This is a genomic window from Microbacterium sp. (assembly GCF_047972865.1).
GTDB lineage: Bacteria > Actinomycetota > Actinomycetes > Actinomycetales > Microbacteriaceae > Microbacterium.
In genome coordinates this window covers 1-16,013 of sequence record NZ_JBKEAY010000037.1, presented here as the reverse complement: position 1 = coordinate 16,013, position 16,013 = coordinate 1, and the positions used below count along the sequence as shown (strand labels likewise).

The 16,013-nt window shown below is 67.7% G+C and carries 16 protein-coding genes; 7 read left to right on the top strand and 9 right to left on the bottom strand.

From position 1 onward, the window contains the following. Positions 1 to 512 precede the first annotated feature (512 nt). Positions 513 to 2,582 (bottom strand): excinuclease ABC subunit UvrB, encoded by a 2,070-nt coding sequence (gene uvrB / locus ACK5KK_RS02050; RefSeq protein WP_416888428.1) that lies wholly within the window; start codon positions 2,580 to 2,582, stop codon positions 513 to 515. 88 nt (positions 2,583 to 2,670) lie between these two features. Here uvrB and ACK5KK_RS02045 point away from each other — a divergent pair, with 88 nt between their 5' ends. Further along, the gene (locus ACK5KK_RS02045) at positions 2,671 to 3,273 is read left to right on the top strand and encodes a DUF4126 domain-containing protein (RefSeq protein WP_416888427.1); all 603 of its coding nucleotides are present in this window, start codon (positions 2,671 to 2,673) and stop codon (positions 3,271 to 3,273) included. Here ACK5KK_RS02045 and coaE read toward each other — a convergent pair. From coaE to ACK5KK_RS02030, 3 genes are all read right to left on the bottom strand, one after another. After that, entirely contained in the window at positions 3,259 to 3,864 is a 606-nt protein-coding gene (gene coaE / locus ACK5KK_RS02040) for a dephospho-CoA kinase (RefSeq protein ID WP_416888426.1), read from the bottom strand. The two genes, ACK5KK_RS02045 and coaE, sit on opposite strands and share 15 nt — an antisense overlap. Positions 3,865 to 3,961: 97 nt before the next feature. Further along, positions 3,962 to 5,413, bottom strand: a complete 1,452-nt coding sequence (rpsA, locus tag ACK5KK_RS02035; protein ID WP_416888425.1) for a 30S ribosomal protein S1 — start codon at positions 5,411 to 5,413, stop codon at positions 3,962 to 3,964. Positions 5,414 to 5,628: 215 nt separating this feature from the next. Beyond that, positions 5,629 to 6,171, bottom strand: a complete 543-nt coding sequence (locus tag ACK5KK_RS02030) for a YchJ family protein (RefSeq protein ID WP_416888424.1) — start codon at positions 6,169 to 6,171, stop codon at positions 5,629 to 5,631. Here ACK5KK_RS02030 and ACK5KK_RS02025 point away from each other — a divergent pair. Next, complete coding sequence (locus tag ACK5KK_RS02025; protein WP_416888423.1) at positions 6,155 to 7,072, top strand: 5'-3' exonuclease; 918 nt, start codon at positions 6,155 to 6,157, stop codon at positions 7,070 to 7,072. The two genes, ACK5KK_RS02030 and ACK5KK_RS02025, sit on opposite strands and share 17 nt — an antisense overlap. A gap of 47 nt (positions 7,073 to 7,119) precedes the next feature. On the opposite strand, the gene ACK5KK_RS02020 is transcribed toward ACK5KK_RS02025, so the two are convergent. Both ACK5KK_RS02020 and trpD read right to left on the bottom strand, forming a co-directional pair. Further along, positions 7,120 to 8,109, bottom strand: coding sequence for a PHP domain-containing protein (locus ACK5KK_RS02020; RefSeq protein WP_416888422.1), 990 nt, complete (start codon positions 8,107 to 8,109; stop codon positions 7,120 to 7,122). A gap of 9 nt (positions 8,110 to 8,118) precedes the next feature. After that, on the bottom strand, positions 8,119 to 9,174 hold the full coding sequence (gene trpD / locus ACK5KK_RS02015; RefSeq protein ID WP_416888421.1) for an anthranilate phosphoribosyltransferase: 1,056 nt from the start codon (positions 9,172 to 9,174) through the stop codon (positions 8,119 to 8,121). A 121-nt stretch (positions 9,175 to 9,295) separates the two neighbouring features. Here trpD and ACK5KK_RS02010 point away from each other — a divergent pair, with 121 nt between their 5' ends. The 5 genes from ACK5KK_RS02010 (at position 9,296) to ACK5KK_RS01990 (ending at position 14,188) form a co-directional block, all read left to right on the top strand. Then, complete coding sequence (locus tag ACK5KK_RS02010; protein ID WP_416888420.1) at positions 9,296 to 9,940, top strand: cytochrome c oxidase subunit 3; 645 nt, start codon at positions 9,296 to 9,298, stop codon at positions 9,938 to 9,940. 23 nt (positions 9,941 to 9,963) lie between these two features. Next, complete coding sequence (locus tag ACK5KK_RS02005; protein WP_416888419.1) at positions 9,964 to 10,773, top strand: c-type cytochrome; 810 nt, start codon at positions 9,964 to 9,966, stop codon at positions 10,771 to 10,773. A gap of 39 nt (positions 10,774 to 10,812) precedes the next feature. Then, entirely contained in the window at positions 10,813 to 11,892 is a 1,080-nt protein-coding gene (locus tag ACK5KK_RS02000; RefSeq protein ID WP_416888418.1) for a Rieske 2Fe-2S domain-containing protein, read from the top strand. Beyond that, positions 11,889 to 13,694 carry a cytochrome b gene (locus tag ACK5KK_RS01995; RefSeq protein WP_416888417.1) on the top strand — a complete coding sequence of 602 codons (1,806 nt, stop codon included), beginning with the start codon at positions 11,889 to 11,891 and terminating at the stop codon, positions 13,692 to 13,694. Before ACK5KK_RS02000 ends, ACK5KK_RS01995 begins: the two co-directional genes overlap by 4 nt. 86 nt (positions 13,695 to 13,780) lie before the next feature. Continuing rightward, positions 13,781 to 14,188, top strand: coding sequence for a rhodanese-like domain-containing protein (locus ACK5KK_RS01990; protein ID WP_416888416.1), 408 nt, complete (start codon positions 13,781 to 13,783; stop codon positions 14,186 to 14,188). On the opposite strand, the gene ACK5KK_RS01985 is transcribed toward ACK5KK_RS01990, so the two are convergent. From ACK5KK_RS01985 to ACK5KK_RS01975, 3 genes are all read right to left on the bottom strand, one after another. Next, positions 14,189 to 14,986, bottom strand: a complete 798-nt coding sequence (locus ACK5KK_RS01985) for a PP2C family protein-serine/threonine phosphatase (protein ID WP_416888415.1) — start codon at positions 14,984 to 14,986, stop codon at positions 14,189 to 14,191. Position 14,987: 1 nt separating this feature from the next. Next, on the bottom strand, positions 14,988 to 15,422 hold the full coding sequence (locus ACK5KK_RS01980; RefSeq protein WP_416888414.1) for a cytochrome c oxidase subunit 4: 435 nt from the start codon (positions 15,420 to 15,422) through the stop codon (positions 14,988 to 14,990). After that, positions 15,419 to 16,013, bottom strand: a 595-nt coding sequence (locus ACK5KK_RS01975) for a cytochrome c oxidase subunit I (protein WP_416888413.1), incomplete at its 5' end; no start/stop codon positions are given. The genes ACK5KK_RS01980 and ACK5KK_RS01975, both read right to left, overlap by 4 nt.

The following is a 16,013-nucleotide window of genomic DNA, read 5'->3' as shown; positions in this document are numbered from 1 at the left end:
CGTCACCAATGACGATCAGCACGTCTTGATGACGACCACCGCCCCGCCGGAACCACCCCGACGGGGCGTTCCCACACCCGAACATCGTCACCAGAGATGCCGCCACCATCGTCATCTAACGTGACGGACGACAAGATCCCCGCGACTGCGCAAGCGCGCGGACTCACACGCACCCCGCACACACCCGCAGAACTGCACAACTCCGCAAATCTGCACAACTCCGCACGACACCCCACCCCCGCATCCGGAGAAACGCAGAGATCCGCGACTGCGCAGGCGTGCGAGCTCACGCGCGCCGGCACACACCCGCAGAACTGCACAATCCCGCAAATCTGCACAACTCCGCACGACACCCCACCCCCGCATCCGGAGATATGCAGATGTCCGCGACTGCGCAGGCGTGCGAGCTCAAGCGCGCCGGCACAATCCCGCAAGTCTGCACAACTCCGCACGACACCCCACCCCCGCATCCGGAGATGTGCAGAAATCCGGGACTGCGCCGGAGTGCGGACTCAGGCGTGCCCGGCACGCTCCATCGCTCGCAGCTCCTTCTTCAGATCCTGCACTTCGTCGCGCAGCCGCGCGGCGAGCTCGAACTTCAGCTCCGCCGCGGCGGAAAGCATCTGCGCGGACAGGTCCTCGATCGTCGCCTCAAGCTGCGCGGCGCCCTCGGCCGCGATCCCCTCGCGCCGCAGCTGCGGCGTCGGGCTCTTGCCCTTTCCGCTCTTGTTCTTCTTCGACAGCAAGTCGGCGGTGTCGCTCGCCTCGCGCGCCAGTGCGTCGGTGATGTCGGCGATCTTCTTGCGCAGCGGCTGCGGGTCGATGCCGTTTTCGAGGTTGTACGCGATCTGCTTCTCGCGTCGGCGCTCGGTCTCGTCGATCGCCGACCGCATGGAATCGGTGACGGTATCGGCGTACATGTGCACTTCCCCCGACACGTTGCGGGCGGCTCGCCCGATGGTCTGGATGAGCGAGGTGCCCGACCGCAGGAACCCCTCTTTGTCGGCGTCGAGGATCGCCACCAGCGATACCTCGGGTAGGTCCAGGCCCTCGCGCAGCAGGTTGATGCCGACGAGCACGTCGTACACACCCGAGCGCAGTTCGGTGAGCAGCTCCACCCGTCGCAGGGTGTCGACGTCAGAGTGCAGATACCGCACCCGTACGCCGTGCTCGCCGAGGAAATCGGTGAGCTCCTCGGCCATCTTCTTCGTCAGGGTCGTCACCAGCACCCGCTCGTCGCGTTCGACGCGCACCCGGATCTGCTCCAAGAGGTCGTCGATCTGCCCCTTCGAGGGCTTCACGACGATGTGCGGGTCGACCAGACCCGTCGGGCGGATGATCTGCTCGACGACACCGTCGGCGATTCCCATCTCGTACCTGCCGGGGGTCGCCGACAGGTACACGGTCTGCCCGATGCGGGCCTTGAACTCGTCGAACCGCAGCGGCCGGTTGTCCAGCGCACTGGGCAGCCGGAACCCGTGATCGACAAGGGTGCGCTTGCGCGAGGCATCACCTTCGTACATCGCGCCGACTTGCGGCACGGTCACATGGGACTCGTCAATGACGAGCAGGAAGTCGTCGGGGAAGAAGTCCAGCAGCGTGTGCGGAGGCTCGCCGGGCTGGCGACCGTCGAGGTGCCGCGAGTAGTTCTCGATGCCCGAACAGAACCCGAGCTGCTGCAGCATCTCGAGATCGAAGGTCGTGCGCATGCGCAGTCGCTGGGCCTCCAGCAGCTTGCCCTGCCCCTCCAGCTCTGCCAGCCGCTCGGCCAACTCGGTCTCGATCGTCCCGATCGCGCGCTGGACCGTGTCGGTGCCGGCGACGTAGTGGGATGCCGGGAAAATTGGGACGCTGTCGAGGCGCTGCACCACGTCGCCGGTGAGCGGATGCAGCATGTAGAGCGCCTCGATCTCGTCGCCGAACAGTTCGATGCGCACCGCGAACTCTTCGTACACGGGAATGATCTCGATCGTGTCGCCGCGCACCCGGAAATTGCCGCGCGAGAAGTCGACGTCGTTGCGGTTGTACTGCATCGCGATGAACTTGCGGATCAGGGCGTCGCGGTCGTATCGCTCCCCCACCTGCAACGCGACCATCGCCCGCAGGTATTCCTCGGGCGCACCCAGACCGTAGATGCACGACACCGTTGAGACCACGACGACGTCGCGTCGGCTCAGCAGCGAATTGGTCGTCGAGTGCCGCAGCCGCTCGACCTCGGCGTTGATCGACGAGTCCTTCTCAATGAACGTGTCCGTCTGGGGCACGTACGCCTCGGGCTGGTAGTAGTCGTAGTAACTGACGAAGTACTCCACCGCGTTGTGCGGCATGAGGTCGCGGAACTCGTTCGCGAGCTGGGCCGCGAGGGTCTTGTTGTGCGCCAGCACGAGCGTGGGCCGCTGCACCTGTTCGACCAGCCACGCCGTCGTCGCCGACTTTCCCGTGCCCGTGGCACCCAGCAGCACCACGTCCGTCTCACCCGCGTTGATGCGCGCCGCAAGCTCGGCGATCGCCTGCGGCTGGTCGCCGCTGGGTGCGTACTCGCTGACGACCTCGAACGGCCGGACGGATCGCGTGGTCTGCATGTGTCCAGCGTAGGCGGGGCCGCCGACATCGCGGCTGCGTTCGCGCACGGCTCAGCGACACACGGCGGCAGCACGTAGTCTGATCGCGATGGAGTTCTTGGTCGGATCGGGGTTGGCAGCGGCAGCGGGCCTGAACGCCTGGATGCCGCTGTTTCTGCTGGGCATCGCAAACCGGTTCTTCGATGTCATCGACTTGCCCGCCGGCTGGGCGTGGCTGTCCAGCGACGTGGCACTGTGGATCACGGGCATCCTGCTCGTGGTCGAGTTCGTGGCCGACAAGATCCCGGCGGTCGATTCGGTCAACGACGTCATCCAGACCGTGGTCCGGCCCGCATCCGGTGGGATCGTCTTCGGCGCCGGTGCGGCGTCGGAGGCCGTTACCGACCCGTCGACGCTCCTCGACGACAACGCGTGGGTGCCGATCGTCGTCGGTATCGTGCTCGCCCTCGCCGTGCATGCCCTCAAGGCGACGGCGCGCCCGGTCGCGAACCTCGCGACGGCGGGACTGGCTGCGCCCGGATTGAGCATGGCCGAAGACGTGTCCGCCTTCGCGCTCGTGGTGAGTGCGATCCTCGTGCCAATCGTCGCCGGCATCCTGCTGATCGGTCTCGTGGCGGCCGCGGTCTTGCTGATCCGCTGGCGGCGTCGGGCCGCGCGCACGCGTCGGGCCGCGACGTCAGAATCTGCCTGAGACCAGTCTTCGCCACAACGCGTCCACCTGGGCGAACGTCTCCTCGAGGTCCCCAGACGTGTCGATGACGACGTCGGCCACCTCCAGGCGGCGGGGGTCCTCGGCCTGCGACGCGATCCTCGCCGCCGCCTCCTGCTCCGACATGCCACGCAGCTCCACCAGTCGCCGGCGACGCACATCGACGGGCGCGTCGGCGACCACGATGAGATCCCACGGGTCGGACAGGCGGGCCTCCACCAGCAGGGGCACGTCGTAGACGACGACCGCACCCGGGTCGGCCCCGAAGGCGGCCTCGAACCGGCGCAGTGACTCCGCACGCACCGCCGGGTGCACGATCGCGTTCAGCCGCGCGAGTCGTTCGGGATCGCCGAAGACCAGGCCGCCCAGCGCCGCGCGGTCCAGCGAGCCGTCGTCGTGGACGACCTCGTTGCCGAAGGCGGCGACGATCTCGCCGAGCGTCGAGGACCCCGGCGACTGCAGATCGCGCACGATCTGATCGGCATCCACGACGACGGCACCGTACTCATCCAGCCGATGGGCGATCGTGGATTTTCCGGAGGCGATGCCGCCGGTGAGCGCAACGAGGGGCATGACATTCAGCGTGCCACAGGTTGCGCCGCCGGTCACCAGCGACAGGCGACGGGGCCGCCACCCGAAGGTGACGGCCCCGTCGATCCGAAAAGGTCGGTCAGTTGCCGGACAGCTTCTCGCGCAGCGCGGCGAGCGCTTCGTCGTCGGCGAGCGTTCCGGTACCACCGGCAACGTCGGACGCGAACGACGACCCGCCGAGGTCCGCGGGAGCGGCTGCCTCCGCTTCGAGCGCCTTGGCGACCTGGGCCTTGTGAGCTTCCCAGCGGGCCTGCGCTGCGGCGTACTCGGCCTCCCAGGCCAGCCGCTGCTCGTCGAAGCCCTCCTTCCACTGGTTGGTCTCCGGGTCGAAGCCCTCGGGGTACTTGTATTCGCCCTTCTCGTCGTACTCGGTGGCCATGCCGTACAGAGCCGGGTCGAACTCGGTGCCGTAGGGGTCGACCGACTCGTTGGCCTGCTTGAGCGACAGCGAGATGCGGCGGCGCTCCAGGTCGATGTCGATGATCTTGACGAAGACCTCTTCACCGACCGACACGACCTGTTCGGCGAGCTCGACGTGCTTGGCCGACAGCTCCGAGATGTGCACGAGGCCCTCGATGCCGTCCGCGACGCGCACGAACGCACCGAACGGAACGAGCTTGGTGACCTTGCCCGGCGCGACCTGGCCGATCGCGTGCGTGCGGGCGAAGACCTGCCACGGGTCCTCCTGGGTCGCCTTCAGCGACAGCGAGACCCGCTCGCGGTCCAGGTCGACCTCGAGGATCTCGACGGTGACCTCCTGGCCGACCTCGACGACCTCGGAGGCGTGCTCGATGTGCTTCCAGCTGAGCTCGGACACGTGCACGAGGCCGTCCACGCCACCGAGGTCGACGAACGCACCGAAGTTGACGATCGAGCTGACGGTGCCCTTGCGGACCTGTCCCTTGTGCAGGTTGTTGAGGAAGTTGGAACGGGACTCGGACTGCGTCTGCTCCAGCAGCGCACGGCGCGAGAGAACGACGTTGTTGCGGTTCTTGTCGAGCTCGAGGATCTTCGCCTCCAGCTCCTGCCCGAGGTACGGGGTGAGGTCGCGCACGCGACGCAGCTCGATGAGGGATGCCGGCAGGAATCCGCGCAGCCCGATGTCGACGATGAGGCCACCCTTGACGACCTCGATGACGGTGCCCGTCACGACGCCGTCGTTCTCCTTGATCTTCTCCACATCGCCCCACGCGCGCTCGTACTGGGCGCGCTTCTTGGAGAGGATGAGCCGGCCTTCTTTGTCCTCCTTCTGGAGAACCAGTGCTTCGACCTCGTCGCCGACCTTGACCACCTCGTTCGGGTCGACGTCGTGCTTGATGGAGAGTTCACGCGAGGGGATGACACCCTCGGTCTTGTACCCGACGTCGAGGAGAACCTCGTCGCGGTCGATCTTCACCACGGTGCCTTCGATGAGGTCTCCGTCGTTGAAGAACTTGAGGGTCTTTTCGACCGCGGCCAGGAAGTCCTCAGCAGATCCGATGTCGTTGATCGCGACCTGCGTGGTGGCCGGGGCGGTCGTTGCGGTAGTCATGTAGTGGGTTGTCCTTGTTGGTGTGTGATGTCAGGCACCGGCTCTCGCCTCGATCCATCCGCAGACGTCACGAAGCCTCGAACCGAGGCGGTTGGATTGGTTGCTCGTCGCGCGCGCACGGCAAAAACGCCCCACGCGTGACACTCCAGAGTATCAGAGCGGGCTCCGGCCCGAGATCTGCGCGTTCGGATCGCGACCGGTGTGTTCTTGCCGCCTCAGCGCGATGTCCCCGCACTGCGATCCGCGGCGGCCTCGACGTACCACCAGCGGCCCGCGCGACGCACGAACCTGCTGTCCTCGTGCAGTGCCCCGGTCCGCCCCGTGACGCAGTGCACCCAGTCCGCGGTGAACACGACGCGGGCGTCGGGGTCGCCGGGCCCTCCCCCGTGCCCGCCGTGGATCGTGAGCCGCCGCCACCTCAGGTCCGGGTCGAGCTGAACGACGTCGGGACGCGTGGCAGGATGCCATGTCGCCTCCAGGTGGGTGCGATCACCGAGCGCGAATGCGGTGAATCGTGACCGCATCAACTGCTCCGCCGTCGCGGCCGGGGTCCCGTCGAGGACCGGCCCGCAGCACGACCCGACCGTGCCGCCGGAACCGCACGGACAGGGCGCGTCCGCCCGAGGGCGCCTGCCACGACGTGCGGCAGCGGATCCGAACGACACCGCACCATTGTGCTGCAGCCTGCGTTCGGACGGGCGTGCGTGCGTGCGTGCGTGCGTGCGTGCCAGGATGATCGGTGTGACGGATCGCCTCATGCTCTTGGACACCGCCGGTCTGTACTTCCGGGCCTTCTACGGCGTACCCGACACGGTGACCGCGCCCGACGGCCGCCCGGTCAACGCGGTGCGGGGCCTGCTCGACATGCTTGCCAAACTCGTGCCGCTGTTCGAGCCGACGCATCTGGTCGCCTGCTGGGACGACGACTGGCGACCGCAATGGCGCGTCGACCTCGTCCCCAGCTACAAGGCCCACCGCGTCGCCGAGGCCGTCGCCGGCGGGGCCGACGTCGAGGAAGTGCCCGACCCGCTCCAGGTGCAGATTCCCGTGATCCGCGAGGCCCTCGACACCCTCGCCATCCCGATCGTCGGGCTCCCGGAGTACGAGGCCGACGACATCCTCGCCAGCCTCGCCTCACAGGCAGACATCGACGTCGATGTCGTCACCGGCGACCGGGACCTCTTCCAGCTCGTCGACGACGCCGCCGGCATCCGCGTCATCTATACCGGTCGCGGCATGAGCAAGCTCGAAGTCCTCACCGACGAGGCGGTCGTCGCGAAATACGGCATCCTTCCGGCGCAGTACGCGGACTTCGCAGTGCTCCGCGGCGACCCGTCCGACGGTCTGCCGGGCGTCAGCGGGGTCGGCGAGAAGACTGCGGCGACGCTGCTGGCCGCGCACGGCGACCTCGCCGGCATCCGCGCAGCGGCCGAGGCCGGCGAGGGCATGTCGGCGGGTGTGCGCGCGAAGATCGGTGCCGCCGGAGCCTATCTCGACGTCGCTCCCCGGGTCGTCGAGGTCGTGCGCGATCTCGATCTGGGTGAGCTCGACAGCCGGATCACAACGCCCGATGCCGGTGCCGTCGCGGCGCTGGCCGAGGCCTGGTCGCTCGGTTCCGCTGCCACGCGCGCCGCCGACGCCCTCGCCGCGCGCTCCTGACCCCGCCCGGACGCGCGTTCATGCGGCGCCGCGACCGCGGCGCCGGCTCACCCGCGACTCCAGGCGAGCAGGCGGTCCAGCGGCCACGTCGTCACGATGCGTTCCGGCGGGATGCCCGCCGCCTCGGCGCGTGCGGCACCGTGGTCGAGCAGGCTGAGCTGTCCGGGCGCGTGCGCGTCCGAGTCGATCGAGAACAGGCATCCGGCGTTCAGAGCGATCGCGATGAGGTCGTCGGGCGGGTCCTGCCGTTCCGGGCGTGAGTTGACCTCGACGGCGACGCCGTGCTCGGCGCACGCGTCGAACACGGCGTCGGGATCGAACGTCGAAGGGGGCCGCGTCCCCCGTTCCCCCGCGACCAGACGGCCGGTCACGTGCCCGAGCACATCCACGCGCGGGTTCGAGACCGCTGCGACCAGGCGACGGGTCATCGGAGCTCTGTCCATGCGCAGCTTCGAGTGTGCCGACGCGACCACGACGTCCAGCTCGCCCAGCAGACCCTCCTCCTGGTCCAGCGCGCCATCCTCGAGGATGTCGACCTCGATCCCGGTGAGAAGCGTGAAGGCCTCGTCTCGGATGCCGCGCACGATGTCGATCTGCTGCTGCAATCGCTCGGCGGACAGGCCCCGCGCGACCCGCAACCGCGGCGAGTGATCGGTGATCGCCTGATACTCGTGCCCCAGGGCACGCGCGGCATCCGCCATCTGATCGATCGGGGTGAGCCCGTCCGACCAGTCGGAGTGCGCGTGCAGATCACCGCGCAACAGGCCGCGCAGCGCCGACGCGACGACCGGCTCGGAGGCGCCGCGCAACTGCCGCAGGTAATCGGGAACCCGTCCCGCCAGCGACTGCTCGATGACGGCGATCGTGGCGGCTCCGATTCCCTTCCGGCGTCGCAGTGCGTCCGTGTCGCGCAGCTGTTCGTCGTCGAGCCCGTCGATCGCCCGGGCGGCAGCACGGAACGCCTGTGACCGGTACCGCGACGCCCGCTCCCGTTCCAGCAGCTCGGCGATCTCGGTCAGCGCGGCACGGGGGTGCATGGGGTCCGGTCAGGCTGCGGTGGAGGCTGCCACCCACGCGTCCAGCTTGGCCGCGCCCGCCCCGCTGTCGATCGCAGCGGCCGCGTCGGTCAGGCCCTCCGCCAGCCGTTCCAGCACCGGGCGGGTGATCTGACCGCCGTCCTGGAAGAGCCGGTAGGCCACGATGCCGGCCGCGGCGTTGAGCAGCACGATGTCGCGCACCGGTCCGGTCTCGCCCGCCAGCACGCGCCGCACGACGGCGGCGTTGTGGTCGGCATCCCCGCCGCGCAGGTCCGCGATGTCGGCGTGCGGGATGCCGAGGTCGCGCGGGTCGATGTCGTGTTCGTGGATGTCGCCCCGGCTCACCTCCCACAAGTGGCTGTGTCCCGTCGTGGAGAGCTCGTCCAGACCGTCGTCGCCGCGGAACACCAGCGCGGTCGCGCCGCGAGTGCGGAACACGCCGGTGATCAGCGGCACCCGGTCCAGGTGCGCGACACCGACGGCGTTGGCCTCGGCGCGGGCCGGGTTGCACAACGGTCCGAGGAAGTTGAACACCGTGGGCACGCCGAGCTCGGCCCGTGCGGCGGCGGCGTGGCGGAACCCGGGGTGGAAGGCCGAGGCGAACGCGAAGGTGATGCCGGCCCGGTCGAGCACCTCCGCCACCCGGTCACCGGACAGCGTCAGGTCGATACCGAGAGCCGACAGTACGTCCGAAGAACCCGACTTCGAACTGGCCGCTCGATTGCCGTGCTTGACGACCGGCACCCCAGTGGCCGCCGCCACGATCGACGCCATCGACGAGATGTTCACGGTGCCGAATCGGTCGCCGCCGGTCCCGACGATGTCGAGGACTCCCGGCGGGGCGGGCAACGGGACCGCCGACTCCAGGATCGCGTCACGGAAGCCCACGATCTCGTCGACCGACTCGCCCTTCGCTCGAAGCGCGATGAGAAATCCCGCTAGCTGAGAGTCGGTGACCTCACCGCTCATGATGCTGCGCATCGCGCGCGTCGACTCCGACACGCTCAGGTCACGGCCATCGAGGAGCTGCTGCAGAACGCCCGCCCACGAGAACATCTCCGCCATGCCTCAAATCCTATCGGGAGACTCAGATCGCTTTCACGGCAAGCCCTGAGCCCCCTCACATCTCGGTCTCGGTACGAATCGCCTTCAGCTATGCGAAAACCGCGCGACGAAATCCGCCATAATGGGGTGCGTGACGACTTCATCTGCGACGTATCCTCAGGCCATGCGGTCGGTCAAGCGACCCGACCCGGTCGCCGTCGGCACGATCGTGTGGCTGGGCAGCGAGGTCATGTTCTTCGCCGGTCTGTTCGCCATCTACTTCACCCTCCGCAACGCATCGCCGGAGTTGTGGGCGGCGCGCACCGAGTTGCTGAACATTCCGTTCGCCGCCATCAACACCGTCATCCTGGTGCTCTCCTCGTTCACCGCGCAGGCCGGCGTGTTCGCCGCCGAGCGCCTCCAGCCCTACCGCAAGGGCTCGTTGTGGCAGGTGCGCCAGTGGGGCATGGTCGAGTGGTTCCTGCTGTCGTTCCTGATGGGTGCCGTCTTCGTGTCGGGTCAGGTCTGGGAGTACGCGACGCTCGTCGCCGAGGGCATGCCGATCGCCGAGGACTCCTACGCGTCGGCGTTCTACCTCACCACCGGCTTCCACGCGTTGCACGTGAGCGCCGGTCTGCTCGCCTTCCTGCTGGTGATCGGCCGCGCGTACGCCGTCAAGAACTTTGGACGCAAGGAGATGACGTCCTCGATCGTGGTGTCCTACTACTGGCACTTCGTCGACGTGGTGTGGATCGTCCTGTTCTTCGTCATCTACTTCATCAAGTGACCCGAGCGGAGCTGAGCATTTCCATGGCATCCAAGACCGCGCGCCGCCGCACCGGCCGTCGCAGCACCTGGGCGGCAGCCGCTCTCATCGGGGTCGGACTGCTCGTCACCGGCGGGCTGTATGCGGGCGCTTCCGCGGCGATGGCCGCCACCGACACCTCCGCGTCGGCGGCTCCCACCGCGTTGACCGTCGACGACGGTAAGAAGCTCTTCCAGGCCAACTGCGCGACCTGCCACGGACTCAACCTCGAGGGAACCGCCGACGGACCGTCACTGTTCGGCGTCGGCGAGTTGTCCGTCGAGTTCCAGATGGCCACCGGACGGATGCCGATGGCGATGCAGGGCCCCCAGGCGCCGCTGAAGCCGGCTCAGTTCACGCAGGAGCAGATCGAGGCGATCGCGGCGTGGGTGCAGTCCACGTCCCCCGGCCCGGAGTACCCCAGCGCGGAGGTGCTCGACAGCGAAGGGGCCGACGTCGCCAACGGCGCGGAGCTGTTCCGCATCAACTGCGCCATGTGCCACAACGTCGCCGCCGCTGGCGGCGCGCTCACCGAGGGCAAGTACGCGCCGGCGCTGACGGCGACCAGTCCGCTGCACATCTACGCCGCGATGGTCACCGGCCCGCAGAACATGCCGGTGTTCAACGACATGACACTGACGTTGGAAGAGAAGCGCGACATCATCGCGTCGCTCGTGTGGATCCAGAACAACCAGTCGGCCGGCGGGTTCAACCTCGGCTCGCTCGGACCGGTCTCCGAGGGTCTGTTCATCTGGATCTTCGGCATCGGTTCCTTGATCGCCCTCACCGTGTGGATCACGGCGAAGTCGAACTGATCGCACGCACCGACGCACCCAGGCTTGAGAAGGAGAACCATGGCACACCAGGAAGACGCGCTCGAGCACGAGAGGGCCTCATGGAAGCCCTCCCCCGGGCTCGCCGTCGCCGTCCCGGACCCCGTGGACAACCCGGGCCTTCCGCCCCACCGGGAACGGATCACCGACAAAGACCCCGCCGCGATGAAGCGCGCGGTGCGCACCGTCTACACGCTCTTCTACGTCTCTCTGGCGGGCAGCATCTGGGCAATCGCGGCCTACATGCTGTTCCCGATCGAGAGCGGCCAGATCGTCGACATCCGCAGCAACAACCTGTTCATCGGGCTCGGTATCGCGCTCGCTCTGTTCGCGTTGGGCGTGGGGGCGATCCACTGGTCCAAGGCGATCATGAGCGACAAGGAGTTCATCGAGCCGCGGCATGCCACGCGCGGTCGGGACACCACCCGCGAAGCCGCCGTCCAGGGGCTCCGCGACGCGAACGAGGAGTCGGGTTTCGGTCGCCGCACGGCCATCCGTGGCTCGCTGATCGCAGCGCTGGTCGCCTCGATCCTGCCGGGCATCACGCTGTTCCGTGGACTCGCTCCGGAAAGCGACGAGGCGCACCCGATCGCCGGCGACCCGGTCGCGCGGCTCAGCCACACGATGTGGGAGCCCGGCATGCGCCTCGCGCACGACCCGAGTGGCGAGCCCATCCGAGCGGCGGATCTGACCCTCGGTTCTGCCGTGCACGTCATCCCGGAGCCGCTCAAGGACCTGAGCCACCATGACGGCTACCTGGAGGAGAAGGCCAAGGCGATCGTCCTTCTCATGCGCCTGCTGCCCGAGCAGCTCATCGAGACCGAGGCGCGTAAGGAGTGGTCCTACAACGGAATCGTCGCCTACTCCAAGGTCTGCACCCACGTCGGGTGCCCCGTGGCCCTGTACGAGCAGCAGACGCACCACCTGCTGTGCCCGTGCCACCAGTCGCAGTTCGACGTGTCCGAGGGCGCCAAGGTCATCTTCGGCCCGGCGGCACGGCCGCTGCCGCAGTTGCCGATCACCGTTGACACCGAAGGCTACCTCGTCGCACGCAGCGACTTCGAAGAACCCGTCGGCCCGAGCTTCTGGGAGCGCCATTGAGCACCGCGACTGAGACCGCCACCCCCCAGGACACCAAGCCCCTCGGCGGCCGGTTCGTGGCCGGTGCCGCGAACTACATCGACGAACGCACGAGCATCTCGGGCCTCGTCAAAGAACTGGGCCGGAAGATCTTCCCCGACCACTGGTCGTTCATGCTCGGCGAGATCGCCATGTGGAGCTTCGTGGTCGTCTTCCTCTCGGGCACGTTCCTCACGTTCTTCTTCCAGGCGTCGATGGTCGAGACGCACTACGCCGGCGCCTACACCCCGCTGGTCGGCGTCGAGATGTCGGCGGCGCTGGAGTCCACGCTCCGCATCTCGTTCGACATCCGCGGCGGCCTCCTGGTCCGGCAGATCCACCACTGGGCCGCACTCGTGTTCGTCGCCGGTATCGGCGTCCACATGCTGCGCGTGTTCTTCACCGGCGCGTTCCGCAAGCCCCGCGAACTGAACTGGGTGATCGGCTTCATCCTGTTCATCCTCGCCATGGCCGAGGGCTTCACCGGCTACTCCCTGCCGGACGACCTGCTCTCGGGCAACGGTCTGCGGATCATCGACGGCATGGTCAAGGGCATCCCCCTGATCGGCACCTGGACCTCGTTCCTGCTGTTCGGCGGCGAGTTCCCCGGCACCGAGATCGTGGGGCGCCTCTACACCCTGCACATCCTGCTGCTCCCGGCGATCCTCATCGCGCTGCTGGTCGTGCACCTCATGCTGATGGTCATCAACAAGCACACGCAGTTCGCCGGCCCGGGCCGCGCGAACGACAACGTCGTGGGCTACCCGATGATGCCGGTGTACATGTCGAAGATGGGCGGGTTCTTCTTCGTCACCTTCGGTGTCATCGTGCTGATCGCCTCGCTGTTCACCATCAACCCGATCTGGAACTACGGCCCGTACGACCCGTCACCGGTGTCGGCGGGAACACAGCCAGACTGGTACATCGGCTTCGCCGACGGCGCCCTGCGTCTGGCGCCGTCGAACTGGGAGTTCGTGCTGTGGGACCGCACCTGGTCGCTCGGCATCCTCGTTCCGGTCGCCGTCCTGGTGGTGTTCATCCTGCTCGTGCTGCTCTACCCCTTCATTGAGGCGTGGATCACCGGCGACAAGCGCGAGCACCACATCGCACAGCGTCCCCGTAACGCAGCGACCCGCACCGGCATCGGCGCGGCGGGTGTCGTCTTCTACGCGGTCTTGTGGGCGGCGGCGTCGTCCGACATCATCGCCACGCACTTCCATCTGACGATGGAAGGGGTGATCCACACGCTGCAGGCGCTGTTGATCCTCGGACCGATCTTCGCGTACTTCGTCACCAAGCGCATCGCGCTCGCCCTGCAGAAGAAGGACCGTGAGATCGCTTTGCACGGGTACGAGTCCGGGCGCATTGTGCGACTCCCCGGCGGTGAGTACATCGAAGTGCACCAGCCGGTCGACGAGTACGAGCTGGTGAAGCTGATCGACACCGAGACCAACGCCCCGCTGGTGGTGCGCCCCAACGATCAGGGACGCATCCCCTGGCACCAGAACCTGCGGGCGTCGCTGTCGCGCTGGTTCTTCGAGGATCGCCTGACGCCGATGACGCAGGACGAGATCGAGGCGGCCCGCGACCACCAGCACCACACGCTGGAGCACATCGCCTCCGAGGAGGACGCCGAGCTGCAGGGTGCCCACGAGCGCGCCGGGGTTCCGGACGCACCGCACCACCCGATCGACGACGGCCACGTCTCCGAGACGGCCAACCGTCCCTCGAATGTCATCGTCCCCGACGACGACCAACCCAAAAAGCCCAAGAAGAAGAAGTAGGGCGTTCGAGCCCGCTGGCAGGAAAGCGGCGAGGTGTGACCGTGACGGTCCTCCTCGCCGCTTTCGCTTTCCCGTAGCCTCGAGGCATGACTGACGCCCTCGCCTACTTCACCGGCAAGCTCGCACACGAAACCGACCCCAGCGACGCCTACGCCGCGCAGCGCGCCGGCCACTCGCAGGTGATCGTCGATGTCAGCAGCGCCGAGGCATGGGCGCAGGGACACGTCGTCGGCGCGGTGCACCTGCCCTACGCCGAGATCGCCACGCGCGCCCCGCACGAGCTCGACACCGCCGTACCCGTCGTCGTGTACTGCTGGAGTCCCGGGTGCAACGCCAGCGCGAAAGGCGCCGCGGAATTCGCAAAGCTCGGCTACGAGGTCCGGGAGATGATCGGCGGATACGAGTACTGGGTCCGGGAGGGCCAGCCGGTCCAGAACGAGGACGGCCCCCTCCCGCGGACCTTCGATCCGCTGGTCATGGTCGTTCGCGACTGATCAGGCCGACGCGAGCCCGTCGAGATCACCGAGCACGACGGCGGCACCCGCGAACACCGGCGGGCCCATCCGGCTGTCACGGCTCCCGTCGACGAGGTCGCACACGACGGCCGTCGCGTTGTCGCGGGTCGCTGCCTCGAGTGCCACCGCGACCACCCGTTCGGCGGCGGTCTGCGGGTCGGGCGCACGGGCGACAGTCTCGGCGAGCAGGTCGTGCGGAACGTAGTCGCTCACGCCGTCACTGCACAACAGCCACCGGTCGCCGGCCTGCCACACCGGCTCGGAGATGGTCACCCGGTCGAGGGCATCGCCCCGGAGCGACGCCGTGATGACGTTGCGGCGCGGGTGCGTCGCGGCGTCCGCTTCGCTCACGATGCCGTGGTCGACGAGGGCCTGCACGAACGAATCGTCGCGGGTCTGCCGGGTGAACTCCCCCTCACGGAGGACATACGCGCGGGAGTCGCCGGTATGCGCCAGAAGCAAGCCCCCCGCGTGGTCGACCCACAGTCCCGTCAACGTCGTCGACATGCCCTCCCGCGACGGATCCTGCTGGACGTAGTGGGCGATCTCGTGGTTCGCCTCCTGCACCCGCATGACGAGGTCGTCCGCATCCCGGCACTCCTGTGCACGCGCCGCCAGCCGGCGGATGAGCGCGACGGCGGCGACATCTCCCGCCGGGGCACCTCCGACACCATCTGCCACGCCAGCGCCCCAGGGCGCCGCGAACGCCGCGTCCTGGTTGACGTGACGATACGAACCGACATCAGAACTGATACCGGTGACCAGGCACAGGGTCATGTCAACGGGCGAAGTACCCGCGATAGTACTCGTACACCCAGCCGACGATGGCGACGAGGAAGACGCCCACTCCCACCGGAAGCAGGAACGTCCCCACGGCGAGTCCGAGAATGGCCAGTCCGGCCGAGAATGCCAGCACGAGCGGCCACCAGGACCACGGGCTGAACTCGCCCAGCTCGGGATCGCCGTCATCGATGTCCGCGGTCAACCGGTCCTCCGGCAGGTCACCGCCCTGCGCGCGGCGCACACGATCGACGTAGAACGCGATCATCGCCGACATCGCGGCCGTGAACAGGAGCGCGACGGATCCGACCCATTCGATTGCCGTGTGCCATGCCAAATCGGGCCGATCGATGATGTTCCACCACGTGTAGACGACCGCCATCAGGAGGAAGAAGCCAGTGAGGATCCACCAGAGGTTGACGTTCGTCTTCACTTGGATGCGCCTTCCATGACTCGCTCACCCGGTACCGCGGGGGCTGCTTCGGGATGGTTGAGATCGAATGCGGGACGCTCACTGCGGATACGCGGGATCGAAGTGAAGTTGTGGCGCGGCGGCGGGCAGGAGGTCGCCCACTCCAGCGAACCGCCGTAGCCCCAGGGGTCGTTGACGGTCACCTTCGGGGCGTTGCGCGCCGTGAGCCAGACGTTCAGGAAGAACGGGAGCATGGAGGCACCCAGGATGATCGCACCGACCGTGGAGAGTTGGTTCCCCCACGTCCATCCGTCTGCCGCCGAGTAGTCGGCGTAGCGGCGCACCATGCCGTCTACACCCAACCAGTGCTGCACGAGGAAGGTCATGTGGAAACCGACGAAGAGCATCCAGAAGTGCACCATACCGAGACGCTCATTGAGCATCTTCCCGGTCCACTTCGGCCACCAGAAGTAGAAGCCGGAGAACATCGCGAAGGTCACCGTCCCGAAGATGACGTAGTGGAAGTGCGCAACGACGAAGTACGAGTCGGAGGTGTGGAACGTCAGCGGCGGCGAGGCGAGGATGACGCCGGTGAGGCCACCGAACACGAAG